The sequence below is a fragment of the Plantactinospora siamensis genome (assembly GCF_042434095.1).
In the GTDB taxonomy this organism is placed as follows: domain Bacteria; phylum Actinomycetota; class Actinomycetes; order Mycobacteriales; family Micromonosporaceae; genus KBS50.
In genome coordinates this window covers 580372-606487 of sequence record NZ_JBHLUE010000004.1, presented here as the reverse complement: position 1 = coordinate 606487, position 26116 = coordinate 580372, and the positions used below count along the sequence as shown (strand labels likewise).

Below are 26116 nucleotides of genomic sequence, written 5' to 3'. Positions count from 1 at the left end.
TCCCGTGAAGGTCGCGGCGCCGGCGGCGCCGCCGTCTCAGGCGGCGCCCTCCGCGCCGTCGTCTGTCCCGGCGCCCTCCGCGCCGTGGTCCTCGTGCTGGACGGTGTCCGAGGCCGTCCGGTGACGCTCGCCGTCGGACTCCAGCCGGTCCAGCGCCGCGTGCAGCTGGTCGGCCTGCTCGGTCGTGAGCATCGGCTGGGTGGACATGTCCACGAAGCCGCGGAGCATCCGGATGTATCCGGCCGTGGTGTTCATGTCCACGTCGAGCACCCGGGACAGGTGGTCCTGCATGACGAAGACGCCGAGCTTCATCAGCGCGATCACCGCGGTCATGGCCCGCGGGTCGCGCGCCTTCGTCCCCATGCCGTGGTCGAGCATCCACCGCTCGCCGATGTCCACCATCTCGTCGAACCGCGCGATCGCGGTCTCCGAGCCGTCCATCAGGGACCGGGTGAGGTAGCTCTGCAGCAACCGTGCGGCGGGCTGGACCGCGCCCAGGAAGGTGGGGTCGGAGATGCCGCCGCGGTCGAACATGTCCGCGCGGAGCCGGTCGACCTGCTCCATCGCGTACGCGTCGCAGGCGTCCCGGAGCGCGGCCTTGGAGCCGAAGTGGTGCCGGATCAGTCCCGGCGACACCCCGGCGGCGGCCGCGATGTCCCGCACGCTGGTGGCCTCGATGCCGCGCTCGGCGAACAGTCGCAGCGCCGCGTCCCGGATCCGGGCCCGCGCCGTCAGGTCCTCGAACCCCGGGTCGCCGACCGGCCGCGCCGTCGCCATCCTGCCCACCGCCTCTACGTCAGCGTCAATTCCTATACGACCTAACAGAGGACTATACGCTCGTATAGCGGGCCGGCAAGGTCTGGTGTTCCGTGTCACTCGGCAATATCCTCCGGTTTGACGATCGAAGCCGTAGATGATTTTCATTCATCCGGCTCGATCACCCCGGCTGGGAGAGGAAGACGTGATGTCCGAGCTTGATCGACGTACGCTGCTGCGGGCCGGCCTGGGCGGCGCCACCCTCGCGGTGGTCGGCACCCAGCTGGGCACCGCCGGCACGGCGGCGGCCGCCCCCGGGACGGACCTGTCCTGGATCATCGGTTGCGACCAGTGGGGCGCCCGGCCGCCGGCCAGCACCATCCAGATCAGCGGCAATGTCACCAACAAGATCATTTTGCATCACATGGCGTTCCCCAACGTGACCGACTACTCCCGGGAGCACGCCCTGCAGCTGGCCCGGGACTGCCAGAACCTGCACCTGGACACCAACGGCTGGGCCGACACCGGGCAACACTTCACGGTCAGCCGCGGCGGGTACGTGCTGGAGGGCCGGCACCGCAGCCTGGAGATGCTGGCCGGCGGGGAGCATCAGGTGGTCGCGGCGCACTGCCCCGGGGAGAACGGCAACGCCATCGGCATCGAGAACGAGGGCACCTACGTCACCGAAACGCCGCCCGCGGCGCTGCTCGACTCGCTGGTCCGGCTCTGCGTCACGGTCTGCCGGCAGTACGGCCTGCACGCCTCCGACATCTTCGGGCATTGGGACTTCCGCGAGACCGACTGCCCCGGGGTGGCGTTCTACCGGCTCTTCCCCGGCCTGCGCCGGCGGATCGCCGCCGAACTCGGCACCGCGATCGGCGACATTCCGGCCCGGCGCTGGCCGGACATCTGGCGGTTCGTCGGCGGCCCGGTGGTCCGGGTGGCGCAATACCTGCTGGCCTTCCGCGGGTACGCCGTGCCGCTCACCGGCGTGTTCGACGCCGCCACCGTGACGGCCGTGCAGTCGTGGCAGGCCAGCCAGGGGCTGCCGGTGGACGTCGACGCCACGCTCACCAACGCCACCTGGGAAACCCTCGCGCCCGAGCTGGACAAGGACGCCACCGGCCTGCCGGTGCAGGCCGTGCAGTACATCCTCAACCACAAGGGGTGCGCCGACGTCGCCAACACCGGGACCTACGACCACCCGACGATGAAGGCCGTGCAGGACATCCAGCGGCTGCACGGGCTCACCCCCAACGGCAAGGTGAGCACCGAGACCTGGTGCGCCCTCGTCGGCGGCATCCTCCGCCAGTCGTTCCGGCGGTGAAAGGAAGGGCCCCTTCTTATCGCTTTTTGTATAGGAAGGGGCCCTTCCTAACGCTTGGGCGGCGCGGTGCTCAGCCGGCCAGCAGGGCGTTCAGCTGGGGGTACGGCACCGGGTCGTCGGCCAGCGCGTCGTACGTCCCGGCGCCGTACGCCTCGATGGCCGCCCGGCGGACCAGGCCGTACGCCGCCTCGGCCACCGCCGAGCCGAGGCTCACCCGGGCCACGCCCAGGGCCGCCAACTCGGGCACGCTGGGCGCGCCGGGCCCGGCCAGCACGTTCAGCGGCGCCGGGATGGCCCGTGCCAGCTCGGCGACCAGGTCCGGGTCGGTGGCGCCCGGCACGAAGATGCCGTCGGCCCCCGCGGCCAGGTACGCGGTGGCCCGCTCCACGGTCTCCGGCACCCCGCCCGCGCGGAACAGGAGCGTGTCCACCCGGGCGTTCAGGAACAGCGGCGTCCCGGCCTCGTCCGCCGCGGCCCGGGCCGCGGCCAGCCGGGCGACCTGGTCGGCCACGTCCCGCAGCGAGCGGTCGGACAGGCCGTCCTCGATGTTGACCCCCACCGCGCCGGCGGCCAGCACCGCCCGTACCGTCTCGCCGACCTCGGCGGGGGTGGCCCCGAAACCGGACTCGATGTCGGCGCTGACCGGTACGGACACCGCGGCCGCGACCCGGCGTACCAGGTCGACGGCCGGACCGCGGTCCAGCCGGTTGCCGTCCGCGGCGCCCAGGCTCCACGCCACGCCGGCGCTGGTGGTGCCGACCGCGGCGGCCCCGGCGGCCGCCACCACGGCGGCGCTGGCGGCGTCCCAGGCGTTGACCAGGACCAGCGGTGAGCCGGGGCGGTGCAGGGAGCGGAACTGTTCGGCGCTGTCGATTCGATCGTTCACCGGCTCAGTGTCGGTCCGCGCGGGCCGGCGGCGTAATGTTTCAGCTCCGGCTGAAATGAGGGTACGCGTGGTCTCCATCGGGCTGTCCGCGGGCGCGGTGGCGCGGGTCCGGTTCGCCGCCTCCTGCCTGTGGGAGGTGGTGGCCAGCGTCCGGGTGCTGCGCAATCCCGGCGACCACGCCATCCACCTGCCCTGGGTACGCCGGGTCCGGCCGGCGCTGGCCGCGGCCGGGCTGGTCGGCGCCGGTGGCGGACTGCTCTGGCAGCTCATCCCGGCCGCGCCGGGATACCTGCCCGACTTCCTCACCCCGACGCCCGCCGGTCTCGATCCGGTGCTGGCCGACGAGCTGGCCGCGCTGGCCGGCACGCCGGCCGCGATGGTCCGGGAGCAGCTCGCGCTCTACGGCGGCGCGCCGACCCCGGAGCTGGCCGGGCTGGCCGCCGACCCCGCGGCCGGGCTGCGCCGGCTGGTACGGGAGATCAACGCCTACTGGCAGATCGCCCTGGCCGCCGACTGGCCACGGATCCGGCTCCTGCTCGAGGCCGAGGTGTTCGCCCGGGCCCGGGCCCTGGCCGGGGGCGGCGCCGCGGGGCTGCTCAACGACCTGCACGAGGGGGTGCGCTGGGAGGGCGATGCGCTCTGCGTCGACCAGCGCAACTGCGCCGCGCCGGACGTGCCGGCCGGCAGCGGGCTCGTGCTCATCCCGTCCGTCTTCGTCTGGCCGAGCGTGCTGAGCGTCGCGGCGGCGGAGCCGCCCCAGCTGGCCTACCCGGCCCGCGGCGCCGGCACGCTCTGGGAGCTGCCCGGCGGGGCCTCCGGGGCGCTGACCGCGGTGCTCGGGCCGGGCCGGGCCCGGCTGCTCGCCGAGCTGGCCGCGCCGGTGTCGGTCACCGAGCTGTCCCGGCGTACCGGGATGTCGCCGGCCGGGGTCTCCCAGCAGCTCACGATCCTGCGCGCGGCCGGCCTGGTCACCACGCACCGGGAGGGGCGGTCCCGGATGAACACCCGGACCACGGTCGCCGACGCGCTGCTTTCGGCCGCCGGTTAGGCCGGGCGGGCCCGCTGAGGCGCGCGGCGGGCCGGCCCGCCGCGCGCCTCGGACGGTCAAACCTGCTTGACCACGTGCTCCGCCAGGTCGACCAGCTTCGACTGCGGCACCACCTGCGGGGCGGCGAAGATGACCAGTCGCAGCTCGTCCTGGTACGGCACCGCCACGGCGATGCTGCGCATGCCCTCCTTGGCGTACGTCACCGCGCCGGCGTCGTGCACCGTCAACCGGGTGGCCTTCACCCCGCTGTTCGCCGCGATGCCGTCCAGCTGCGCCTCGGCCTCGTCGGCCTGGCCCGGGCGCATCGACACGAGCAGCGCGAACGGCTCGTTGCCGTCCCGTCCGTAGCTGCAGGAGATCCGGGTCCGGCCGGACTTTTTCTCCACCGGCTCCTCGTGGGCGCTCAGCCGGGTCGCGGCGGTGCCGCCGAGCACGGTGTTGACCGTTTTGGCCGGAAGGAGCTTGCAGGCCGAGGTCAGCTTCGCCGGCCGGGCCGGCGCCGTGCTGGCGCTGGCGGTCGGCGCCGTGCCGGTGCTGGCGGTGGGGGAGGCCGAGCCCTTCCAGGCGACGTCGGCGTCCTCGGCCCCGGTGCCGCAGCCGGACACGGTCGCCAGTGCCATCCCGACGATCGCCGGTGCCGCCAGCCGAAGCCCTGTTGCTGATCTCATGGGTCCACGTGCTCCATTCGTGATGAATCGGGTCCAACTTGACCAGCGCCGCCGCCACCGCGAGCGTTTCATCACCGGTCCCCGCGCAGCCCTTCCGCCGGGACGTCCGGCGGTCGGCCCGGGAAGGCGCGCGGGGTGGGCGAGGCTGCCGTCGTGCCCAGGCGGCCGTAGCATCGGCCTCGTATTCGCGCGTAGGGCGATCTGGGGGGACGCGATGTCCGGGACCGATCCGACCACTGTCCGTGCCGAGGACGGGCGCGAGCTGGAGGTGCTGGTGACCGGGCCGGCCGATGGGCCGGTGCTGGTGGTGCACTCCGGCACGCCGTCGGCCGCGGCGGACGTACCGGAGCTGAGCCGGCCGGCCGCGGAGCGCGGGCTACGGACGGTGTTCTACTCCCGGCCCGGCTACGCCGGGTCGGCGCCGCGGCCCGGCCGGACCGTCGCGGACGCCGCGGCCGACACCCGGGCCGTGCTCGACCACCTGGGGTGCGACCGGTTCGTCACGGTCGGCACGTCCGGCGGCGGGCCGCACGCGCTCGCCTGCGCCGCGGGCCTGCCCGACCGCTGCGTGGCGGCGGCCACCGTGGCCGGGGTGGCGCCGTTCGAGGCCGACGGGCTCGACTGGTACGCCGGGATGGGCCCCGAGAACCTCGAGGAGTTCACGGCGGCCCGCGACGGCGCCGAGGCGCTCACCGCGTTCCTCACGGCCGGCCAGCCGGGGCTGGCCGGGATCACCGGCGCCGACGTGGCGGCCGCGCTGGGCGGGCTCGCCTCGGAGGTGGACCGGGCCGCGCTGACGGGCGACTTCGCCGACGCGCTCGCCGAGTCGTTCCGCCGGTCCGTCTCCACCGGCGTCGCCGGGTGGCGGGACGACGACCTCGCGTTCGTCCGGCCGTGGGGCTTCGACCTGTCCGCCATCGCCGTACCGGTCGCGGTCTGGCAGGGCGCGCAGGACCGGACGGTGCCGCCGCAGCACGGCCGGTGGCTGGCCGAGCACATCCGGACCGCCCGGGCGCACCTGTACGACGACGAGGGGCACCTGTCCCTGCTGCTGCAGGGCGGAAGGATCCTCGACGACCTGCTGGGCCTGGCGGCCGGCCGACTCTGACCCGCCGCCGGCTGACCCCGGTCCACGCTGGCTGACCCCGGTCCGCGCCGGCTGACCCCGGTCCGCGCCGGATGACCGCGGCCCGTCGCCGGCCGCCGGCGGCGAATACCGGTTGACCGGCCTGGTCTGATAACGCCGTGACCGCCGCCGATGCGCAGAACGCGTTCGGGCTGCTCCGCCGCCATCCGGCCTTCCGGACGCTCTGGGCGTCCCGCGCGGTGTCGTTTCTGGGCGGCTCGCTCAGCACCGTGGCGCTGATCCTCTACGTCGCCGACCGGACCGGCGCCGGTTCGGCGGTCGCCCTGCTCATGCTCGTCGGTGAGCTGCTGCCCACGCTGCTCAGTCCGGTGGCCGGCGCGCTCGCCGACCGGCTCGCGCCGCGGCGGCTCCTGCTGGCGTGCGAGCTGGGCCAGGGCGTCATGATGGCGCTCGTCGCGCTGCTGCTGCCGAACCTCGCGCTGCTGCTCGTGCTGATCGTCGCGAAGTCGGCCTTCGCGGTGGTGTTCGACCCGGCCGGCCGGGCCGTGCTACCGCGGCTGGTCGCCGATCATCAGCTGGAGCCGGCGAACGCCGCCCTCGGCCTGGGCACGAACGGCCTGGATGTGGCCGGGCCGCTGCTGGCGGCGGCCCTGCTTCCGGTGCTCGGCCTGCGCGGGATCCTCTGGCTGGACGTCGCCAGCTTCGGGCTGTCTGCGGTGCTGCTGAGCAGGCTGCCCCGGCTGGGGCGGGTCGGGTCCGTCGGTCCGGCGCCCGGCATCTGGGCGGAGGCCCGGGAAGGTCTGCGCTACGTCGCCGACAACCGGATGGTACGGGCGGTCGCCGTCGGGTTCTGGGCTGTCGTGCTGTGTACCGGGATCGACGACGTCGTCCTGGTGTTCCTGGTCCGGGACGAGTTGCGCGGTGGCGATGTGGCGGTCTCGGTGCTGTACGCGGCGGTCGGCCTGGGGCTGCTGGTCGGGTTCCTGCTGCTGGCGGTGGGTGGCCGCGCCCGACCGGCGCTGGTGCTGGTGGTTCTCGGGTTCGCGGTGAGTGCCGGCGGCAACCTGCTCACCGGGCTGGCCTGGGCCGTGCCGGTCGCCTTCGCCTGCCAGGCGGTGCGGGGGCTCGGCATCGCCATGATCGACACCGGTCTGCCCGCCGCGGTCGCCCGGGCGGTTCCGGAGCACCTGCGTGGCCGGGTCTTCGCGGTGACGTACGGCGGGGTGAGCCTGGCCGTGGCGCTGTCCTATGTGGTCGGTGGCGCGGCGCTCGGGGCGGTGTCGCCGCGGCTGGTGCTCGTGGTCGCCGGCGGCCTCGGCCTGGTCGCCGCCGGGCTGACCGCGGTGGCGATCAGGGCGGCCCGGACGGGCGGGACCGGCCGGGCACGCCGGCTCCGGTCGGTCTGACGGCGGCGCCGCGGCCCGCGCCGACCGGACCGCGGCTGCTCGCCCCGTAGGGTGCCTCGGCCCGGCGCTTCTGGCCCAGGGCCAGAGCGGTCGGGCGATCGACGAGGACCGCGGTCCGGTGACGGCCCGGTGACCCATCGCTGACCGACCACTCCGGTACGGCTTATCCGGCCGCCAAGCCAGCCTTAAGTGTCGGCAAAGACGACCGGTTCGGGTGGCTTCGACCCCCGCCGGCCAGGTAGACCTGTCGCCGTGGATCCGGACGTGGCGACGAAGGAGCCGTTGGACAACTGGGTGAGCGATCTGCGGGTCGAACCCGGTCCTCCCGCCGACTCCCCGGAGCGGGGAGGCGACGCGTACGGCTGGGATGAGCCGGCGGGGGAGCGCCGCGGCTGGGGCGGCTCGGACCGCCTCCGCCGGGAGGCGCCGGCGCCGAGCGGCTGGGCCGAGCCCGGGCGGACCCGGTGGGACGAGCTGGGACCGCCGGCCCGGAGCGACCGGCAGTCGGCCCGGGACGACCGGCAGTCGGCCCGGGACGACCGGCAGTCGGCCGAGGGGACGGGCTGGCCGGAGCCGGCCGCCGAGCGGACCCGCTGGCAGCAGCCCGGCGCGGAGCGCGGCCGCTGGCAGGAGCCGCCCACCGACCGGGAGGCGGACGACGCCGAGCGGTCGTACCGGGTCAAGGATGCCTACCGGCCGCGGGCCGCGCAGCACCGCGAGATCGACGCCCCCGACGTGTACGACCACAGCGGCCGGCTGCTGTTCCACATCGTGTTCTGGTGCGCGCTGGCCACCAGCATCGAGCTGTGGTGGCTGAACACGCCGACCGGCTCGGTGAAGTCGGTGACCGACATCCTGATCGCCGGCGGCCGGCTCACCGGCCTGGTGGGCGGCTTCCTGCTGCTCGCCCAGGTCCTGCTGATGAGCCGGGCGCGCTGGCTGGAACGCTGGATCGGCGCGCACTCGCTGCTCATCTGGCACCGCGAGCTGGGCGGCGCCCTGCTCGTCATGATCCTCGCCCACGTCGGGCTGATCAGCGTCGGTTACGCCAAGCTCGCCCTCCAGCCGGTGGTGCCGGCCACCTGGAACCTCATCACCACGTACGAGGACATGGTGAGCGCCACGGTGGCCACCGGCATCCTGGTCGGGATCAGCCTGCTGGCCATCCGTGGCGTCCGCCGGCGGATGCCGTACGAGCTCTGGTACTTCCTGCACCTGGCCACCTACCTCATCCTGCTGCTCGGCTACGGGCACCAGTTCGCCACCGGGCAGGAGCTGTCCCGCGGCGGGTTCGCGAAGTGGTACTGGGTGGGGCTGTACGTCTTCGTGCTGGCCTGCCTGGTCTGGGGCCGGATCCTCGGGCCCGCCTGGTTCAACCTGCGGCACCGGCTGCGGGTGGAGCGGGTGACCGCCGAGGGCCCGGACATGATCTCGGTGTACATCTCCGGGCGCCGGCTGGAGGACCTGGACGCGCGGGCCGGGCAGTACTTCCGGTGGCGCTTCCTCACCCTCGGCTGCTGGTGGCAGGCGCACCCGTTCTCGCTCTCGGCCGCGCCCAACGAGCACTTCCTGCGGCTCACCATCAAGGTGGTCGGCGACCACACCGAGCGGCTGCGCGGGCTGCGCCCGGGCGTACGGATCTTCGCCGAGGGTCCGTCCGGGGTGTTCACGGCCGAACGCCGGCGCCGGCCCCGGGCGCTGCTCATCGCCGGCGGCAGCGGCATCGCGCCGATCCGCGCGCTGCTGGAGGAGCTGCCGGCGCAGACGGTGGTGATCTACCGGGCCCGCAACGAGGAGGAGCTGCTGTTCCGGGAGGAGCTGGACTGGCTCGCCCGGGAGCGGGACGCGCAGGTCTGGTACGTCCTCGGCTCCCGCGACGACGCCGGACCGCGCTACCTGTTCACGCCGAAGGGCATGCGGGAGCTGGTCTCCGACGTGCGGCACCGGGACGTCTTCCTGTGCGGGCCGACCGGCCTGATCGACACCTCGGTCAAGGCCCTGCGCCGGCTGCGGGTGCCCCGCCGCCAGATCCACCTCGACCCGTTCGAATTCTGACCCCCCGGAGGTACCTTCCGTGCGTCGCGCTGTCTTCGCCCTGCTCGGCACCACCATCGGCACGTCGCTGCTGATCGGCGCCAAGCTCGGCCAGCCGTCCCGCACCGACGCCCAGGTCACCGTCGACACGGCCGGCGCGGCCGCCGCCGACACCCCGTCTGGGGCGCCCGCGGACCCCTCCGGGGCGGCCCCGAGCGGTGGACCGTCCGCCAAGGCGTCGGCCGCCGGCAAGCACTCCAGCAAGCCGACGGCCAGCCGGTCCAAGACGCCGACCGGCACCCGGACCACCGCCGCGGCCCCGAAGCCAAACGGCCTGGCCAGCGGCACGTTCACCGGCCGGGGTTTCACCCACGACTACGGTACGGTGCAGGTGACGATCACCGTGTCCGGTGGGGTGGTGACCAAGGCCAGCGCCACCTACCCGACCGACCGGTCCACCAGCAGGCAGATCAACGAGCGGGCCGTGCCAACCCTGAACGCCAGCGCCGTGGCGGCGAAGACCAGCGCCAACATCTCCACCGTCAGCGGTGCGACCCTGACCAGCGGCGCGTACAAGTCGTCCCTGCAGTCGGCGCTGGACAAAGCGAAGGCTTGACGGGTGGCCGACGGGGGGCTGCGGCGGGTCGAGCAGATCATGGGTACGGCGATCAGCCTCCAGATCAGTGACCCGCTGCCCGCCGAGCTGCTGGGCGAGCTCGCCGAGCAGACCTTCGACTGGCTGCGCGAGGTGGACCGCCGGTTCAGCACCTACCGCGAGGACAGCGAGGTCAACCGGTTCCACCGGGGCGAGCTGACCATCGAGGAGTGCTCACCGGAGCTGCGGCACGTCATCGAGACCTGCGCCGACCTGTGGATCGCCACCGACGGATACTTCGACACGTACGCCACCGGCCGGTTCGACCCGTCCGGCTACGTCAAGGGCTGGTCCGTCCAGGTCGCCTCGGACCGGTTGCTGGCGGCCGGCAGCTACGCGCACTGGATCAACGCGGGCGGCGACATCCGGGCCCGTGGCGGTCCCCGCCCCGGCGAGCCCTGGCGGATCGGCATCCGGCACCCCGTCGAGGCCGACAAGGTGGTCTGGGTGCTGGCCGTCAGCGACCTGGCCGTCGCCACCTCCGGGACGTACGAGCGGGGCCGGCACGTGGTCGACCCGCGCCGGGGCGTACCGGCCACCGGGCTCAGCTCGGTCACGGTGACCGGCCCCGACCTGGGAACCGCCGACGCGTACGCCACGGCCGGGCTGGCCATGGGCGAGGCCGGGCTGCGCTGGCTGGCCGAGCTGCCCGCCGGCTACGAGGTCGGGGCGATCACCGACGAGCTGACCGGGTTCCACTCGGCCGGGCTGCCGGTGGCGCCCGACGAGGACTGGACCGCGCCCGACGGGAACGGGCTCGCGCCCGACGGGGACGGGCTCGCGCCCGACCGGGACTGACCGCCGGCCGCCGCGCTCAGCGGAGGTCGTCGTGCCGGTCGTCGCCCGAGGGGGGCCGGAGCCGCAGGTTCGCCTGCGGTACGCCGTCGACGCAGCGCAGCACGATCCGCAGCTCCCGGCGCTCGCCGACGAAGGTCAGCGCCGCGCGTTCGTCGGGCCCCCGGGACACGTCCGCCACCCGGTAGCCGGGCGCGGGGCTCCACGAGGCGAGATAGACCTGGTCCGAGGTGCAGCGGACGAGGATCGAGCCACCCTGCGCGGTGAGGGTCCGCTCGGTCGACCGTGGTGAGGGTGGCGCGGCCGTCGAGCGGTGCGGGGAGGCCGCCGAACGCCGGGGGTGCGGCGCCCCGGGGGTGGCCGACTGGGTCCGCCGCGACGACGGACTGGGCGACGAGGACGGCGATTCCGGCGCCGGCAGCGCCCGGGTCACCGAGTCCGGACTGAGTGGCTGCACCCCGTCGGCAAGACCGTCATCCACCCGGGTGAGCGCGAGCACACCCACCGTGACCGAGACGACGGCGCCGATCAGCCAGGCCACCACGTTCGTGGCCGTGCGGCGGAGCGGACCGGACATCGGCCAACCATTGCACATCCCGTCCTAACCGCAGGTTAAATGCCGCTTAGATATGCCTGGGGCCACCGTGGCCGGGCCGGCGTCCGGGAAGCTAGCGTGTGCGGGTGGCCAGGCTGCTGCTCGTGGAGGACGACCCGGAGATCCGGCGGGCCCTCATCCGCGCGCTCACCGAGCTGGGCCACGTGGTGCTGCACGCCGCCGACGGGATGACCGGCCTGGCCATGGCGCACCGCGACCCCGTCGATCTTGTCGTCCTCGACCTGGGGCTGCCGGACGTGGACGGGGTCGAGGTGCTCCGGATGCTGCGCTCGGTCAGCGCCACACCGGTGGTGGTGGCCACGGCCCGGGACGACGAGGCGGCCATCGTGGGCGCCCTGCATCACGGCGCCGACGACTACCTGTGCAAGCCGTTCGGCGCGGCCCACCTGGACGCCCGGATCCGGGCGGTGCTGCGCCGGGCCGGCACCGACCCGACCGCCGCGCCGATCACCCTGGGCGGCCTGCGGATCGATCTGACCACCCGGCAGGTCACCCTCGACGGCCGCCCCGTGGAGCTCACGCCGCGCGAGTTCGACCTGCTCGGCTACCTGGCCACCCGCGCGGGCACCGTGGTGACCAAGCAGGAGCTGCTCCGGCACGTCTGGCGGCAGCCGACCGGCGGGGCCGACAAGACCGTTGACGTGCACCTGTCCTGGCTGCGCCGCAAGCTCGGCGACGACGCCCGCAACCCGCGCTACCTGCACACCCTCCGCGGCGTCGGGGTCAAGCTGACCGCCGGCGAGCCGGGGGAGCGCGACCGGTCGTGAGGGTCCGGCTGATCCTGCTGGTCTCCGCCACCAGCCTGCTCGTGGTGGTGGCGTTCCTCGTGCCGCTCGCCATGCTGGTCCGCTCGTCGGCGGCCGACCGGGCGGTCAGCGCGGCCGCCGTCGAGACGCAGGCGCTGGCCCCGGTCGTGGCCTCGGCCGACCCGGAGGCGCTGGCGGCCACGGTGAGCCAGGTCAACGCGGTCAACCCGCACCCGGTCACCGTGTTCCTGCCGGACGGGCAGGTCGTCGGCGCGCCGGCCGGCCGGTCCGGGACGGTGGACCGGGCCGCCGCCGGGCGGAGCGTCGCGCACGACGTGCCGGGCGGCCGGGAGGTGCTCGTGGCGGTGGGCGGGCTGCCCGATGGCACCGCGGTGATCCGTACCGTCGTACCGGACGCGGAGCTCTACCGGGGCGTGGCCGGCGCCTGGACGGTGCTCGGGCTGCTCGGCGCGGGTCTGGTCGTGGTCAGCGTGCTGGTCGCCGACCAGCTGGCCCGCAGTTTCGTCCGGCCGCTGGCCGCGGTGGCCGCGGTGTCGCACCGGATGGCCGCCGGCCAGCTCGACGAGCGGGCCGACGCCGAGGGACCACCGGAGGTACGGGCCGTCGGGACCGGGCTCAACCAGCTGGCCGGTCGGGTCGGCGAGCTGCTGCTCCGGGAGCGGGAACGGGTGGCCGACCTTTCGCACCGGCTGCGTACCCCGATGACCGCGCTGCGGATCGACGCCGAGGGCCTGCCCGCGGGCGTCGACCGGGACCGGGTGTTGGCCGACGTGGCGGCGCTGGAGCGGTCGGTGGACGACATCATCCGGACCGCGCGCGGGCCCGGCCGCCCGGGCCCCGCCGGTCGCTGCGACGCGGTCCGGGTGCTGGCCGACCGGGTGGCGTTCTGGTCGGCGCTCGCCGACGAGGAACAACGGGCGGTGGCCGTCGACCTACCCCCGGGCCCCATCCCGGTACGGGTCTCGGCCGATGCCCTGGCCGTGGCCGTGGACGCCCTGCTGGACAACGTCTTCGGGCACACCCCGGAGGGCGCCGGGTTCGCCGTGCGGTTGCACCGGCGCCCGGGCGGCGGGGCGCGGCTGACGATCGCCGACCGGGGGCCCGGGATGCCGCACGGGCTGCCGGTGGAGCGCGGCCGCAGCGGCGGCGGCTCTACCGGGCTGGGCCTGGACATCGCGGCCCGCACGGCCGCCGGATCCGGTGGCGGCCTGTCCACGGCGCCCAATCCGGGTGGCGGCGCGATCGTGTCGCTCGACCTCGGCGCGCCGGAGCCGGACGGTCCGGCCGGCTGGCTGCGCGGCCGCTGAGCGGGCGGCCTTCGCCGGGGCTCAGCCGGCGGCGCTGGGGGCGGCCGGGAGGCGGACGACGAACCGGCAACCGCCGGTCACGTTGTGCACGTCCACCCGCCCGCCGTGCGCCTCCACCAGGCCGCGCACGATGGCCAGACCGAGGCCGCCGGCCGGCCCCGGATCGCCCGCGGCGGCCGCCGCCGTCGATCCGTTCCCAACCGGGCCGCGGTACGCCGGCCCCCCTTCGTACGACGGCCGCTCGTCGTACGCCGGGCCGGTGGCCTGGCGGGGGGTCCGCGCCCGCTCGCCGCGGAACGCCACGTCGAAGACCCGGGGCAGGTCGTCCGGCGGGATGCCGCCGCAGGTGTCGGCCACCGACAGCCAGACCGAACCGCCGTCCCGGCCGGCCGCCACCCGCACGGTGCCGTCGTCCGGGGTGTACCGGACGGCGTTGAGCAGCAGGTTGGCCACCACCCGGGACAGCTCCGGCTCGCTCGCGGTGACCACCGGCCAGCCCGAGTCGGCGGCCACCAGCCGGATCCGCCGGGTCGCGGCCAGCGGCGCGGCGCCGGCCAGCGCGTCCGAGACCAGCTCCCGCAGCGGTACGGCGGACGGGGTGAGCCGCAGCGCGCCCGCATTGATCCGGGACAGCTCGAACAGGTCGTCCACCAGCCGGGACATCCGGTCGGTCTGCACCCGGATCCGGCGGTGATATTCGGCCACCGTGGCCGGATCGTCGACCACGCCGTCCTCGAGCGCCTCGGCCATGGCCCGCAGCCCGGCCAGCGGGGTGCGCAGGTCGTGCGAGACCCAGGCCACCAGGTCGCGCCGGCCCTTCTCGAGCTGCCGCTCCCGCTGGCGGGCCTGGTCCGCCCAGACCGCCGCGGCCGCCAGCCGGCGGCCGGACAGCACCCCGAGCCCGAGGCTCACCGCCGCCGCGGCCGTCACGGTGAGCAGCACGACCTCCAGATCGTGCGGCGACAGGAACATCGCCTCGGCCGCCACCACGACGCCGGCCACCACGGCCGCCACGGTCGTGGCCAGCAGCACGGCCAGGTGCACGGTGATCGACCGGGCCGGCAGCAGCCGCAGCAGCACGCCGCCGGCCACCCCGACCGCGCCGGCGCCGAGCAGCGCGATCCCGAAGATGAGCAGGATGTCACGCATCGGCGTACTCGTACCGGTAGCCGACGCCCCACACCGTGACGATCCGGCGCGGCGCGGCCGGATCGTCCTCGATCTTTTCCCGCAGCCGGCGGACGTGCACGGTGACCGTGGACTGGTCGCCGAACCGCCAGCCCCACACCCGGTCCAGCAGCTCGGCCCGGCGGAACGCCCGGCCGGGGTGCCGGAGCAGGAACTCCAGCAGGTCGAACTCGCGCACGGTCAGCGCCAGCCCGGCCCCGCGCAGCCGGGCCACCCGGCGACCGGCGTCGACCACCAGCTCCCCGTCGCGCAGCGGCGGCGGCGCGTCGGGCGGCACCGGCCCGGTGCGGCCGGCCGCACCGCCGGCCACCGGCCCCGTCTCGCCGGCCGCCGGGCCGGCGTCGACACCGGCCCCGCTCGCCGCCGGCCCGGTCTCGACGCCGGCCCGGCGCAGCACCGACCCGACCCGCAGCACCAGCTCGCGCGGGGAGAACGGCTTCGTCACGTAGTCGTCGGCGCCGAGCTGCAACCCGAGGATCCGGTCCGCCTCGTCGCCGAGGGCCGTGAGCATGACGATCGGCAGCGTCGCGGACCGGTCCCGCAGCCGCCGGCACACCTCCAGGCCGTCGATCAGCGGCAGCATCAGATCCAGGACGACCAGATCCGGCGCCGTACGCGCCACCGCGGCCAGCGCCGCGGCGCCGTCGGCCGCGTGCGAGACCCGGTAGCCGGCCCGGTCGAGGTACCGGCACACCACGTCGCTGACGGTCCGGTCGTCGTCGACCACCAGCACCCGCCGCCCCGCCCCGGCCACCGCCGCGTTCGCCACCATCCTCGCAGCGTAGCCAGCGCCCGGCCGGGCGCCGCCGGGCAAAGTCTTTCCGGTCGCTTACGGCTTGCCGCCGGTACGCGCCGGCCACCGGCGCCGCGCCTAGCGTGGGGCGGATGCGGATACTCATCACCGGCGGGGCCGGATTCGTGGGCTCGCACGTCGCCGACGCGGCCGCCGCGGACGGGGACGACGTGACGCTGCTCGACGCGCTGCTGCCGGAGGCGCACGGCGACGCCCCGCCGGACTGGTCGGCCCGGCATCCGCTGGTGGTCGGCGACGTACGGGATCCGGACCGGCTGGCCGGCCTGCTTCGCGGCGTCGACGCCGTCTGCCACCAGGCCGCCATGGTGGGGCACGGCCTCGACCCGGCCGACGCGCCCGGCTACGCCGGGCACAACGACCTGGGCACCGCCGTGCTGCTGGCCGCCATGCACGCGGCCGGGGTACGCCGGCTGGTGCTGGCCAGCTCGATGGTGGTCTACGGCGAGGGGCGATACCGGTGCGCCGCGCACGGGCTGGTGCCGCCCGCCCCGCGCCGCCCGGAGGACCTCGCGGCCGGCCGGTACGACCCGGGCTGTCCGCGCTGCGCCGCGCCGCTGCGTTCCGAGCTGGTGCCGGAGGAGGCGCCGCTGCGCCCGCGGAGCACGTACGCGGCCACCAAGCTGGCCCAGGAGCACCTGGCGGCCGCGTGGGCCCGGCAGACCGGCGGCTCGGTGTGGGCGCTGCGCTACCACAACGTGTACGGGCCGCGGATGCCCCGCGACACCCCGTACGCGGGGGTGGCCTCGATCTTCCGGTCGGCGCTCGCGGCCGGCCGGCCGCCCCGGGTGCTGGAGGACGGCCGGCAGCGTCGGGACTTCGTACACGTCCGCGACGTGGCCCGGGCGAACCTGCTGGCGCTGCGCGCGGATCGCCCGGCGGACGGCTTCGAGGCGGTGAACGTCTGCTCCGGGGAACAGCACACGGTGGGGGAGTTGGCCACCGAGCTGGCCGCGGCGATGGCCGGTCCGCCGCCCGAGGTGGTCGGCGGGGCCCGCGCGGCCGACGTCCGGCACGTGGTGGCCGATCCGCGCCGCGCCGCGCTGCGGCTGGGCTTCGTGGCGGAGGTGCCGTTCCGGGCCGGGGTGGCCGCCTTCGCCACGGATCCGCTCCGGCCGCCGGCCCGGGTCAGGACACCGTCAGCAGCAGGTGGTTGACGGCCAGCGCGGTGACGGCCTGGGCGGCCAGCCACCGCCGCCGGTCCGACTCCGGCAGCCGGGCGGTGGCCACCAGCAGCCAGACCAGGAACGGCAGCCAGATCCGCTCGACCTCCGCCTTGGAGAACCCGGACGCGTCCGCGGCCAGCACGGCGAGCGCCGCCGCCAGCGGCAGCCAGGCCGTCGGGCCGCCGCGACGCAGCCAGGCCGTGGCGCCGCGCGCCCCCCGCAGCTGCGTGACGGCGCGGCGCACCGCGGGCGCCGCGGCCGGCCCGGCCGAGCACACCAGCGCGGCCAGGTTCGCCCAGACCCAGTAGCCGTACGGGCGGTCCGCGGCCCAGCCCTGGTCGTAGCGGATGGCCACCAGCCGGTAGCCCGTCCACCAGTCGAAGCCGGCGAGCGTGAACGCCAGCACCACGGCCAGCACGCCGGCCGCCGCCAGCAGACCCGTCCGGACCGCCCCGGCCGCCCGGCCCGGGCGGAGCGCGAGCACCACGACGGCGAGCGGGCCCACGAGCACGAGGCCATAGGAGAGGTACAGAGCGAAGCCCAGCAGCAGCCCGGCCGGGACGGCGGCCCACCGGCCGGGCAGCGCCAGCAGCGCCAGCCCGGCCGCCACCACGCCGGCGAAGATGCCGTCGGCCGAGGCGCCCACCCAGACCGCGCCGGGCAGCAGCACCAGGAACGGCAGCACGGCCCGGGCCGCGGCCTCGTCGCCCAGCGCCCGCAGCGTCACCGGCACGGACACCGCCACCGTGCCGCCCACGAGCACGCAGAGCAGCGCCGCCGCGGCCCCGCCGCCGAGGCCGAGCCGGTCCAGCCAGACGAACACGAGCAGCGCGCCGGGCGGATGGCCGGCGGTGTGCGTGGCCCACGAGTCGGGCTGGAAGTCCAGGATCCGCCCGGTGAAGCCGGCCAGCATGGCCGGGATGTCGGTGACCCGCTTCACCTCCCACAGGTACTCGGCCTGCGGGGTGAGCCGCCGGGCCAGCCCGGTCGACCAGCCGTCGACCAGCGCGAGCGCGAGGGTCCAGGCCACCGCGGCGGCGTACCCGGCGGCCAGCAGCGGCCGCCAGCCCAGCCGGCGGGCCAGCGGCGGGCCCCAGCGGACGACCGCGACCGCCACCAGCAGCGCCGCCGGGGTGCCCCAGCCGACGTGCGGGTGCCAGCTGGCGTACAGCGGCGCGGCGTCGGCGTGCAGCCGGACGCCGCGCTGGTTGAGCACCGCGCCCACCAGGGCCGCCGCGGCCACCAGGCCGGCCTCGACGGCGAGTACGACGAGATCGGCGCGCCCGGCCGACGGCGAGGGGCGGGGAGTCTGTTGTGGCGGCTGCGTCATGGTGACCGCCGACGGTAGCGGGCTTCACCGCCCTCCGCCGGTGTCGTGGCGGGACGTCACGGACTCGTAAGGAATCGTTGTGGCGTAAGGGTTCCGTAAGCGGGCGGGGCGGGTCGGGACGGCGGAAACGCACCTACCGTCGCCGCATGGAGATCACGCTGGACGTGGTGCTGCCCTGCCTCGACGAGGCGGCGGCGCTGCCGGGGGTGCTGTCGGCGCTGCCGCCCGGCTACCGGGCGATCGTGGTGGACAACGGTTCCACGGACGGCTCGGCCGAGGTGGCCCGCCGGTACGGCGCGCACGTGGTGACCGAGCCGCGCCGCGGGTACGGCGCGGCCGTACACCGCGGCTTGCTGGCGGCCGGCGCGGAGCTGGTCTGCGTGCTGGACGCGGACGGCTCGCTCGACCCGGCGGCGTTGCCCGGGCTCGCCGCGCCGGTGCTGGCCGGCGCCGCGGATCTGGTGGTGGGTCGCCGGGTGCCGGTGGCGGTCGGTGCCTGGCCCTGGCACGCAAGGCTCGGCAACGCGCTCATCGCGGCCCTGCTGCGCCGCCGCGGCGTACCGGTGCACGACATCGGGCCGGTCCGGGTGGCCCGCCGGACGGCGCTGCTGGACCTCGGGGTGACCGACCGCGCCTTCGGCTACCCGCTGGAGCTGCTGCTGCGCGCCGGCCGCGCCGGCTGGCGGATCCGGGAGCTGGACGTCGGGTACGCCCGCCGGGCCGCCGGGACGCGCTCGAAGGTCTCCGGTTCGGTCCGCGGCACCCTGCGAGCGGCCCGGGACATGGCGGGGGTGCTGCGATGACCGTGCTGCTGGTGATGGCGAAGGCGCCGGTGCCCGGCCTGGTCAAGACCCGGCTCTGCCCGCCGGCCACGCCCGGTCAGGCCGCGGCGGTGGCCGCCGCCGCGCTGCTGGACACCCTCGACGCGGTACGGGCCACCCCGGGCGCGCTTCCCGTGCTGGCCCTTGCCGGCCGGCTGGACGCGGCGGTCCGGTCGGCCGAGCTGCGCGCCGCGCTGGCCGGCTGGCGGCTCTTCCCCCAGCGCGGGACCGGCTTGGCGGAGCGGCTGGCGAACGCGCACGCCGACGCGGCCGCGCTGGCCCCGGGCCGGCCGGTGCTGCAGCTCGGGATGGACACCCCGCAGGCGGGTCCCGCCGTGCTGGCCGCGGCGGCACGCCGGCTGGCGGGCGAGGAGGCGCTGCTCGGTCCGGCCACCGACGGCGGCTGGTGGGCCCTCGGCCTGGCCGATCCTCGGCACGCCGCGGCGCTGCGCGCCGTACCGATGTCCACTCCGGACACCGGGCGGCTGACCCGGGCCGCGCTCGTCGCCCGCGGGCTGCGGGTGGGCGACCTGCCCGAGCTGACCGATGTGGACACCTGGCGGGCCGCCCGGACGGTGGCCGCCGGCTCGCCGGCCGGCAGGTTCGGCGCGGCGGTGGCCGCGGTGGACCGGGCCGCACGGACGGCGGCGCCGGCATGACCGGGAGCGCCCCGGCGCCCGCCCTCGCCACCGGGCCGACCTTCGCGGCGGTGCTCGGCGCGGATGCCCGGCCGCGGCCGTACTGGCTGATCCGGCCCGACGGCCGGTGGACCCCGCTGCCGGTACGCCGCTGGCACGGCCCGGCCGAACCGGCCGTCCGGTGGCTGGTGGCCCGGTGCGCGGGTCCCACCCTGGACGTCGGCTGCGGACCCGGCCGGGCGGTGGCCGCGGTGGCCCGGCGCGGGCTGCCGGCGCTCGGCATCGACACCTCGCCGGTGGCGGTGCGGCTGACCCGCCGGCGCGGCGCCGCCGCGCTGTGCCGGGACGTCTTCGAAGAGCTTCCCGGGGAGGGGCGGTGGGCGCACGTGCTACTGCTGGACGGCAACATCGGCATCGGCGGTGACCCGGCGGCGCTGCTGCGCCGCTGCGCGGCGCTGCTGCGTCCCGGCGGCACGACCCTGGTGGAGGTGGACGCCCCCGGCGCCGGCGGCTGGGCCGGGCCGGCGCACCTGGCGTACGGCCGGGGTGCCGGCCCGGCCCGGCGCGGGCCCGCGTTCCACTGGGCCGGGCTCGCGTCCGATCTGGTGCACCGGTACGTCCCGGCCGGCGCGCTGACCGTGCAGAACGTCCTGCCGGTGCAGGGACGCTGGTTCGTCGAACTGGTGCGATCGCGATGACGCCCCCGTCGACGCCGGCGCCGCGCCCGCGCCGGCCCCTTCCGGCCCGGCCGCGCTGGCCACGGCCGCGGGCGCCCCGGCCGGAGGACTTCCGGGCGCCCGGGCACGCGCCGCAGGTGGCCGCCCGGCTGGGCCTGTGGCTGGGCGTGGCGGTGGCGGTCTGCTTCGGCACCGGGCTGGCGAGCCATCTGGCCCAGCACCCGCCGGCCGGCTTCGGCTGGCCGACCCGGCCGGTCCAGCTCTACCGGGTGACCCAGGGGCTGCACGTGCTCTCCGGGGTGGCGGCCGTGCCGCTGCTGCTGGCAAAGCTGTGGGCCGTCTACCCGCGGCTGTTCGCCCGGCCGCCCCGGTGGCGCGGCCGCGGGCGGGGCGGGGCGGGGGCCGGTCCGGCGTCCCGGCTTGGCCCGCTGCTCGGGCACGCGGCCGAGCGGGCGAGCATCCTCGCGCTGCTCGCGGCCGTGTTCTTCGAGCTGGTCACCGGGCTGTTCAACGTGGCCCAGTCGTACCCGTGGCGGTTCTTCTTCCCGGCCGCCCACTACGCGGTGGCCTGGCTGGCCGTCGGCGCGCTGCTCGCGCACGTGGGCGTGAAGCTGCCGGTCACCCGGGCGGCCCTGCGGACCGGGTACGGGGCGCCGGCGTTCGTGGCCGAACGGCGCGCGGTGCTGCGTACCGCCGTGGGGGCCGCCGGGGCCGCGGTGCTGGCCACGGCCGGTGTCACGGTGCCCGGCCTGCGCTGGCTCTCGCCGCTGGCCTGGCGCGGCGCGGACCCGCCGGCCGGGGTCCCGGTCAACCGGACCGCCGCGGCGGCCGGCGTGGCGGTCCCGCCGGACTGGCGGCTCACCGTGACGCATCCGGGCGGGTCCCGGTCGTTCAGCCTGGCCGAGCTGGCCGCGTTGCCGCAGCGCTCGGAACGGTTGCCGATCGCCTGCGTCGAGGGGTGGAGCGCCACCGCCACCTGGACCGGGGTGCCGGTGCGGGCGCTGCTCGCCGCGGCCGGCGCCCCGGCCGGGCGGCCCGTGCGGGTGCGCTCGCTGGAGGGGGACGGGCTGTACGCGTCCAGCGTGCTGCCGGCCGCGCACGCGCGGGATCCGCGCACGCTGCTGGCGCTCGGGCTGGCCGGGGCGCCGCTGACGCCGGACCACGGGTACCCCTGCCGGATCATCGCCCCGAGCCGGCCCGGCGTGCTCCAGACCAAGTGGGTGACCAGGCTGGAGGTGCTGCCATGACACACCCGGCAGCCGGCGCCGATCCGGCCGGGCCGGCGCCGGCCGATCTGTCGGCCGGGTCATCCGTGGGCGGGTCCGGGCAGCGGGGCGTGCGGACCGTGCTGGTGCTGGCCGGCGCGGCGGCCGGCGGGTACGGGCTGTTCCTGCTCCGGCCGCAGCTCGGTGCGACCGCCTGGTGGCTGCTGGCCGGGCCGGTGCTGCACGACGTCCTGGTGGCGCCGCTGGTCGGGCTGGTCGGGCTCGCCCTGACCCGGCTGGCGCGTGGCCCCGCGGCCCGGCGCTGGCTGCGGGGCGGCCTGGTGGTGACCGGCACGCTGTTGCTGATCGCGGTGCCGCTGGTCTGGCGGCCGGCGGCGGCGCCGCCGAACCCCGGCCTGCAGGATCGCGATTACCCGCGCGGCCTGGCGGTCTGGCTGCTCGCGCTCTGGCTCGGCGTGGCCGCCGCCGCCCTGCTGTCCCGCCGCCGCCCCCGCCGGCCGCGCACCCCTCCGGACGATCATGAAGCTGGCGGGCGCGACACGCCGGGGAACGGCCGGCCAACCTCATGATCACGCGAGCGCGGCGCCGGGCCGGGTCGTAGGGTGGCGGGATGGGTGGGCTGGTCGACCGGTTGGTGTCGCTGCCGGGTCCCCTCGTGTACGCGGCGGTCGCCGCGCTGGTGCTGGCCGAGGACGCGCTGTTCATCGGCTTCGTCGTGCCGGGGGAGACGGCGGCGCTGATCGGCGGCGTGACCGCGGCCCTCGGGCACACCTCGCTGACCACGGTGGTCGTGCTGGTGGTGCTCGCCGCGATCATCGGGGACAGCATCGGGTACGAGGTGGGCAGCCGGCTGGGTCCGCGGCTGACCCGCACCCGCGCGCTGCGCCGGCACACCGAGCGGCTGGACCGGGCCCAGGAGCTGCTGGCGGAGCGGGGCGGCCGGGCCGTGTTCCTCGGCCGATTCATCGCGTTCTTCCGGGCCGTGATGCCGGCGCTCGCCGGCGCGGCCCACATGCCGTACCGGCGGTTCCTGGCCTGGAACGCGGCCGGCGGCCTGGTCTGGGGCACCGGGGTGGTGTTGGTCGGCTACCTGGCCGGCAACTCGTACCGGCGGGTGGAGCACTACCTCGGCCGCACCACGGCGGCGGTGGCCGTCGCGGTGCTGGTGGTGGCGTTGGTGGTCTGGCGCGTCCGAGTCGCCCGGCGGGAGCGGAACGACCGGCCGGCGAACGGGAGCGACCGCCCGGCTCAGGACGGGTGACCGCCCCCGCGCGGTGAGATGTGACCTCGGTTACACCGGGGTAAGGTGACCGGCCATGTCCACTACCTCCGAGGCCAGCCCGTCCCGACCGGGGGATGACGCCGACACCGTCGCGCCCGCCCGGCGGCGGGATCGCACCCGGTACCTCTACCTGGCGGTCATCGTCGCCGTCCTGCTCGGCATCGCGGTCGGCTTCCTCTTCCCCGACTTCGGCAAGAAACTGGCGCCGCTCGGCACGGGCTTCGTCAACCTGATCAAGATGATGATCGTGCCGGTGATCTTCTGCACGATCGTCCTCGGCGTCGGCTCGGTCCGCCGGGCCGCCCAGGTCGGCAAGGTGGGCGGGCTCGCGCTCGGCTACTTCCTGGTGATGTCGACCGTCGCGCTGGCGATCGGTTTGGTGGTGGGCAACGTCATCCACCCGGGCGCCGGCCTGCAGCTCACCGACGCCCTCGCCGGGGCCGGCCAGAAGGCGGCGTCGGGGGAGGCCAAGGGAACGGTCGACTTCCTGCTGGGCATCATCCCGAGCACGCTGTTCTCCGCGTTGACCGAGGGTGACGTGCTGCCGGCGCTGCTGGTCGCCCTCCTGGTGGGCTTCGCGGTGCAGAGCCTCGGCTCGCGCGGTGAGCCGGTGATCAACGCGATCGCGGCCCTGCAGCGGGTGGTCTTCAAGGTGCTCGCGATGATCATGTGGGTGGCCCCGATCGGCGCCTTCGGCGCGATGGCCGCGGTGGTCGGCGCCACCGGCGTGAACGCGCTGAAGAGCCTGCTCCAGGTGATGCTGGGCTTCTACGCCACCTGCCTCATCTTCGTCTTCGTGGTGCTCGGCGCGCTGCTCTGGTTCGTCGCCCGGATCTCGATCTTCAAGCTGCTCGCCTATTTGGGCCGGGAGTTCCTGCTCATCCTCTCCACCTCCTCGTCCGAGTCCGCCCTGCCCCGGCTGATCGCCAAGATGCAGCACGCCGGCGTGGACCGGACCGTCGTGGGCATCACGGTCCCCACCGGGTACTCCTTCAACCTCGACGGAACCGCCATCTACCTGACGATGGCCTCGCTGTTCATCGCCGACGCGATGGGCAAGCCGCTGTCGGTGGGCGAGCAGGTCTCGCTGCTGCTGTTCATGATCCTGGCCTCCAAGGGCGCGGCCGGGGTGACCGGCGCCGGCCTGGCGACGCTCGCCGGCGGGCTGCAGAGCCACCGGCCGGACCTGGTGGACGGGGTCGGGCTCATCGTGGGCATCGACCGGTTCATGTCCGAGGCCCGGGCGTTGACCAACTTCGCCGGCAACGCGGTGGCCACCGTGCTGGTCGGCACCTGGACCGGCCAGATCGACCGGGAGCGGACGGTCGCGGTGCTGGCCGGGCGGGACCCGTTCGACGAGAGCACCATGCTCGACGACCGGCACCAGGCGGCCGGGGAGGACGCCGCCGCCCGCCGCGATGCCGGGGAGGGTGACGCGGCCCGCCGCGATGTCGAGGTGGACCCGGCCGGGCGGCCGGTGGACGGCACCGACGTGCAGGCCCGGTCGGCCGCCGCGCCGGATCTGCCCACCCAGCGCTGACCGGCGGCCGGCTGGCTGGCGGGCCGGTGCTCGCCTGCGCCAAACCCCGGCTCCGGCTGCGCTCCGGCGGCCGGCTGGCGGGCCGGTGCTCGCCTGCGCCAAACCCCGGCGCCGGCTGCGCTCCGGCGGTAGGTGTCCCGCGGACCGTGGACCCGTCGGGTCCACGGTCCGCGTCCATCCCCAGGCCACGACGGGGCACGCCGACGTCAGGCCGGCGCGGTCACGGACCGGCTGGTCGGCGGTGCGGAACGGGTGGTACGTCCGGGGAGATCGGCAGCGCCGCTGCCCGATCCCCCGTCGCACCGGTAACGCTACGTATGTGCGGCCCGGCTTTCAAGAAGCCGCGCCCCAATTACTCTTTCGAGGGTCACCACCAGCGGCTTCGCGATCGCCGACGGCGGTGGGGGCGGGTGGGGGACGGCACCAGGCACTACGTACGGTCATCGACTCGCGAGTCAGCCCGCCAGGCCGAGCGCCTCGGCCGCGGCCCTGCCGTTGGCGAAGCTGGCGCCGTACGTGGTGATGAACGCGCGCGCCCCGACCGGCCGCCAGGACGACGGCCAACCCATCTCCACCACGGTCACCGGGTGCGTGGCGGCGAGGTTCTCGACCAGCTCGCGCGCGCCGGTGAGCCGGTGCAGGTGCCGGCCCACCAGCACGATCGGCCGGTCGCCGGCCAGCTCCCGCAGCGCCGCCGGGTCGGCGTCGGCCGCCGCCACCAGGTGCACCTCGGCGCCGGGCAGGTGCGGGCCAAGGCCCCACGGCACCCGTCCCTCGGCCATGGTCGAGGTGGCGCCGACCTGCACCACCAGCGGCTTCTCCAGGCCGGTGAGCACGCCCTCCACCCGGACGGCCCGGCGGGCCGTGGCGTACCCGAGGTGGTCGTCGACCGGCTCGGGCGCCGGCCGGGTGACGGACCGGGGCAACCCCGGCGCCGGCTGCGCCCCGGCAGCGCCGGTCCAGGCCGCCAGCGCGGCGGCCCGGTCGACCGCCTCCGCCAGCCGGGCCTCGGCCAGCCGCCCGTCGCGCACGGCCGCCGCGATCTCGTCGGCCACCCGGGCCACCAGCTCGGCGTCGACGTCGGAGCCGATGCACAGCAGGTCGGCCCCGGCGGCCAGGGCCCGGACGGCGGCCGGGGCGATCCCACCGGCGGCCACCGAGGCGCCCTTCATCTCCAGGGCGTCGGTGACCACCGCGCCGGCGAAGCCGTACTCGGTGCGCAGCAGGTCGTGCAGGACGGCCCGGCTGAAGGTGGCGGGCAGGTCGCCGGTCAGCGCCGGCACCCGGATGTGCGCGGTCATGATGGCCCGGGCGCCCGCGCCGATCACGGCCGCGAACGGCGGCAGGTCGCGCCGCCGGAGCACCTCGGCCGGTACGTCCACGGTCGGCAGCTCGTGGTGCGAGTCGGCCACCGTGGCGCCGTGGCCCGGGAAGTGCTTGGCGCAGGCCACCACGCCGGTCGACTGCAGGCCGGCCACGGCCGCGGCCGCGTGCGCGGCCACCCGGGCGGGGTCGGCGCCGAACGACCGGGTGCCGATGATCGGGTTGTCGTCGGCCGTGTTGACGTCCACCGTGGGCGCGAAGTCCACCGAGACGCCGAGGCCGGCCAGCTCCGTGCCGATGGCCCGGTAGACCCGTTCGGTGACGGCCACGTCGTCCACGGCGCCCAGCGCCGCGTTGCCGGGGTAGGGGCTGCCGACCGCGTGCGCGAGCCGGGTGACGTCCCCGCCCTCCTCATCGATGGCGATGAGCACGTCGGGGCGCGCGGCCCGCAGCGCCGCGGTGCACCGGGCGAGCTGGCCGGGTTCGGCGACGTTGCGCCCGAACAGGGTGAACCCGGCCAGCCCCTCAGCGGTCAGGTCGAGCGCCCAGGCCGGCGGCTCGGTGCCGGTGAAGGCCGCCAGCAGCGTACGCAGCGCCAGCCGGCGCAGTCCGGGATCGATCCCCACGGTGTCTCCCCTCATGACACCTCTCCGGTCCGAGTGTCGCACCGGAAAGGCCCGTCTCTCCAGCTAACCCTGCCGGGTGGCCGAGCGCCCGACGGCCCTCGGGCCACTACGCTACGGCTACCCCGTACGGCCTGAT

General features: G+C 76.0%; 25 protein-coding genes. 17 read left to right on the top strand and 8 right to left on the bottom strand.

Annotated features, from left to right (window positions below):
- Nucleotides 1-36: 36 nt before the first annotated feature.
- The gene (locus ACFFHU_RS07665; protein ID WP_377336987.1) at nt 37-777 is read right to left on the bottom strand and encodes a TetR family transcriptional regulator; all 741 of its coding nucleotides are present in this window, start codon (nt 775-777) and stop codon (nt 37-39) included.
- Nucleotides 778-964: 187 nt separating this feature from the next.
- Here ACFFHU_RS07665 and ACFFHU_RS07660 point away from each other — a divergent pair, with 187 nt between their 5' ends.
- The gene (locus ACFFHU_RS07660; RefSeq protein ID WP_377336986.1) at nt 965-2083 is read left to right on the top strand and encodes a peptidoglycan recognition protein family protein; all 1119 of its coding nucleotides are present in this window, start codon (nt 965-967) and stop codon (nt 2081-2083) included.
- Between the two features lie 70 nt (nt 2084-2153).
- Here the strand turns inward: ACFFHU_RS07660 and ACFFHU_RS07655 are convergent, their stop codons facing one another.
- Nucleotides 2154-2969, bottom strand: a complete 816-nt coding sequence (locus ACFFHU_RS07655) for an isocitrate lyase/PEP mutase family protein (RefSeq protein WP_377336985.1) — start codon at nt 2967-2969, stop codon at nt 2154-2156.
- Nucleotides 2970-3036: 67 nt separating this feature from the next.
- Between ACFFHU_RS07655 and ACFFHU_RS07650 the strand changes: the two genes are divergently transcribed.
- A complete protein-coding gene (locus tag ACFFHU_RS07650) occupies nt 3037-4017 on the top strand; it encodes a helix-turn-helix domain-containing protein (protein ID WP_377336984.1) in 981 nt (326 codons plus the stop codon).
- Between the two features lie 56 nt (nt 4018-4073).
- On the opposite strand, the gene ACFFHU_RS07645 is transcribed toward ACFFHU_RS07650, so the two are convergent.
- Nucleotides 4074-4637, bottom strand: coding sequence for a DUF3558 family protein (locus ACFFHU_RS07645; protein ID WP_377336983.1), 564 nt, complete (start codon nt 4635-4637; stop codon nt 4074-4076).
- Between the two features lie 262 nt (nt 4638-4899).
- On the opposite strand from ACFFHU_RS07645, the gene ACFFHU_RS07640 reads away from it, so the two are divergent.
- The 5 genes from ACFFHU_RS07640 (at nt 4900) to ACFFHU_RS07620 (ending at nt 10665) form a co-directional block, all read left to right on the top strand.
- Nucleotides 4900-5793: an alpha/beta fold hydrolase gene (locus ACFFHU_RS07640; RefSeq protein ID WP_377336982.1), complete on the top strand. Its 894-nt coding sequence runs from the start codon at nt 4900-4902 to the stop codon at nt 5791-5793.
- Nucleotides 5794-5930: 137 nt separating this feature from the next.
- Complete coding sequence (locus ACFFHU_RS07635) at nt 5931-7178, top strand: MFS transporter (protein ID WP_377336981.1); 1248 nt, start codon at nt 5931-5933, stop codon at nt 7176-7178.
- A gap of 264 nt (nt 7179-7442) precedes the next feature.
- Nucleotides 7443-9233, top strand: a complete 1791-nt coding sequence (locus ACFFHU_RS07630) for a ferredoxin reductase family protein (RefSeq protein WP_377336980.1) — start codon at nt 7443-7445, stop codon at nt 9231-9233.
- A 19-nt stretch (nt 9234-9252) separates the two neighbouring features.
- On the top strand, nt 9253-9828 hold the full coding sequence (locus tag ACFFHU_RS07625) for an FMN-binding protein (RefSeq protein ID WP_377336978.1): 576 nt from the start codon (nt 9253-9255) through the stop codon (nt 9826-9828).
- A 39-nt stretch (nt 9829-9867) separates the two neighbouring features.
- A complete protein-coding gene (locus ACFFHU_RS07620; protein WP_377337278.1) occupies nt 9868-10665 on the top strand; it encodes an FAD:protein FMN transferase in 798 nt (265 codons plus the stop codon).
- A 16-nt stretch (nt 10666-10681) separates the two neighbouring features.
- On the opposite strand, the gene ACFFHU_RS07615 is transcribed toward ACFFHU_RS07620, so the two are convergent.
- Nucleotides 10682-11239, bottom strand: a complete 558-nt coding sequence (locus ACFFHU_RS07615) for a hypothetical protein (RefSeq protein ID WP_377336977.1) — start codon at nt 11237-11239, stop codon at nt 10682-10684.
- Nucleotides 11240-11343: 104 nt separating this feature from the next.
- Here ACFFHU_RS07615 and ACFFHU_RS07610 point away from each other — a divergent pair, with 104 nt between their 5' ends.
- Nucleotides 11344-12045: a response regulator transcription factor gene (locus tag ACFFHU_RS07610; RefSeq protein WP_377336976.1), complete on the top strand. Its 702-nt coding sequence runs from the start codon at nt 11344-11346 to the stop codon at nt 12043-12045.
- Nucleotides 12042-13352 carry a sensor histidine kinase gene (locus ACFFHU_RS07605; protein WP_377336974.1) on the top strand — a complete coding sequence of 437 codons (1311 nt, stop codon included), beginning with the start codon at nt 12042-12044 and terminating at the stop codon, nt 13350-13352. The genes ACFFHU_RS07610 and ACFFHU_RS07605 overlap by 4 nt, the downstream gene beginning before the upstream one ends.
- Nucleotides 13353-13373: 21 nt before the next feature.
- On the opposite strand, the gene ACFFHU_RS07600 is transcribed toward ACFFHU_RS07605, so the two are convergent.
- Together ACFFHU_RS07600 and ACFFHU_RS07595 are read right to left on the bottom strand one after the other, a co-directional pair.
- Nucleotides 13374-14501 (bottom strand): sensor histidine kinase, encoded by a 1128-nt coding sequence (locus ACFFHU_RS07600; RefSeq protein ID WP_377336972.1) that lies wholly within the window; start codon nt 14499-14501, stop codon nt 13374-13376.
- Nucleotides 14494-15312, bottom strand: coding sequence for a response regulator transcription factor (locus tag ACFFHU_RS07595; protein ID WP_377336970.1), 819 nt, complete (start codon nt 15310-15312; stop codon nt 14494-14496). The genes ACFFHU_RS07600 and ACFFHU_RS07595 overlap by 8 nt, the downstream gene beginning before the upstream one ends.
- 113 nt (nt 15313-15425) lie before the next feature.
- Between ACFFHU_RS07595 and ACFFHU_RS07590 the strand changes: the two genes are divergently transcribed.
- Nucleotides 15426-16508 carry an NAD-dependent epimerase/dehydratase family protein gene (locus ACFFHU_RS07590; RefSeq protein ID WP_377336968.1) on the top strand — a complete coding sequence of 361 codons (1083 nt, stop codon included), beginning with the start codon at nt 15426-15428 and terminating at the stop codon, nt 16506-16508.
- On the opposite strand, the gene ACFFHU_RS07585 is transcribed toward ACFFHU_RS07590, so the two are convergent.
- Nucleotides 16480-17847, bottom strand: a complete 1368-nt coding sequence (locus tag ACFFHU_RS07585; RefSeq protein WP_377336967.1) for a hypothetical protein — start codon at nt 17845-17847, stop codon at nt 16480-16482. The two genes, ACFFHU_RS07590 and ACFFHU_RS07585, sit on opposite strands and share 29 nt — an antisense overlap.
- Nucleotides 17848-17993: 146 nt before the next feature.
- Here ACFFHU_RS07585 and ACFFHU_RS07580 point away from each other — a divergent pair, with 146 nt between their 5' ends.
- From ACFFHU_RS07580 to ACFFHU_RS07550, 7 genes are read left to right on the top strand one after another with little or no spacing between them, the layout of a single operon-like run.
- Complete coding sequence (locus tag ACFFHU_RS07580) at nt 17994-18650, top strand: glycosyltransferase family 2 protein (RefSeq protein ID WP_377336966.1); 657 nt, start codon at nt 17994-17996, stop codon at nt 18648-18650.
- Nucleotides 18647-19327, top strand: coding sequence for a TIGR04282 family arsenosugar biosynthesis glycosyltransferase (locus tag ACFFHU_RS07575; RefSeq protein WP_377336965.1), 681 nt, complete (start codon nt 18647-18649; stop codon nt 19325-19327). The genes ACFFHU_RS07580 and ACFFHU_RS07575 overlap by 4 nt, the downstream gene beginning before the upstream one ends.
- Nucleotides 19324-20004, top strand: a complete 681-nt coding sequence (locus ACFFHU_RS07570) for a class I SAM-dependent methyltransferase (RefSeq protein WP_377336964.1) — start codon at nt 19324-19326, stop codon at nt 20002-20004. Before ACFFHU_RS07575 ends, ACFFHU_RS07570 begins: the two co-directional genes overlap by 4 nt.
- Nucleotides 20001-21230 carry a molybdopterin-dependent oxidoreductase gene (locus tag ACFFHU_RS07565; protein WP_377336963.1) on the top strand — a complete coding sequence of 410 codons (1230 nt, stop codon included), beginning with the start codon at nt 20001-20003 and terminating at the stop codon, nt 21228-21230. The genes ACFFHU_RS07570 and ACFFHU_RS07565 overlap by 4 nt, the downstream gene beginning before the upstream one ends.
- Nucleotides 21227-21778 carry a hypothetical protein gene (locus tag ACFFHU_RS07560; protein ID WP_377336962.1) on the top strand — a complete coding sequence of 184 codons (552 nt, stop codon included), beginning with the start codon at nt 21227-21229 and terminating at the stop codon, nt 21776-21778. The genes ACFFHU_RS07565 and ACFFHU_RS07560 overlap by 4 nt, the downstream gene beginning before the upstream one ends.
- A gap of 41 nt (nt 21779-21819) precedes the next feature.
- Nucleotides 21820-22470, top strand: coding sequence for a DedA family protein (locus ACFFHU_RS07555; RefSeq protein ID WP_377336961.1), 651 nt, complete (start codon nt 21820-21822; stop codon nt 22468-22470).
- A gap of 55 nt (nt 22471-22525) precedes the next feature.
- Complete coding sequence (locus tag ACFFHU_RS07550; RefSeq protein ID WP_377336960.1) at nt 22526-24031, top strand: cation:dicarboxylate symporter family transporter; 1506 nt, start codon at nt 22526-22528, stop codon at nt 24029-24031.
- 455 nt (nt 24032-24486) lie between these two features.
- Here the strand turns inward: ACFFHU_RS07550 and ACFFHU_RS07545 are convergent, their stop codons facing one another.
- Entirely contained in the window at nt 24487-25980 is a 1494-nt protein-coding gene (locus tag ACFFHU_RS07545; RefSeq protein ID WP_377337277.1) for a glycoside hydrolase family 3 N-terminal domain-containing protein, read from the bottom strand.
- Nucleotides 25981-26116 lie beyond the last annotated feature (136 nt).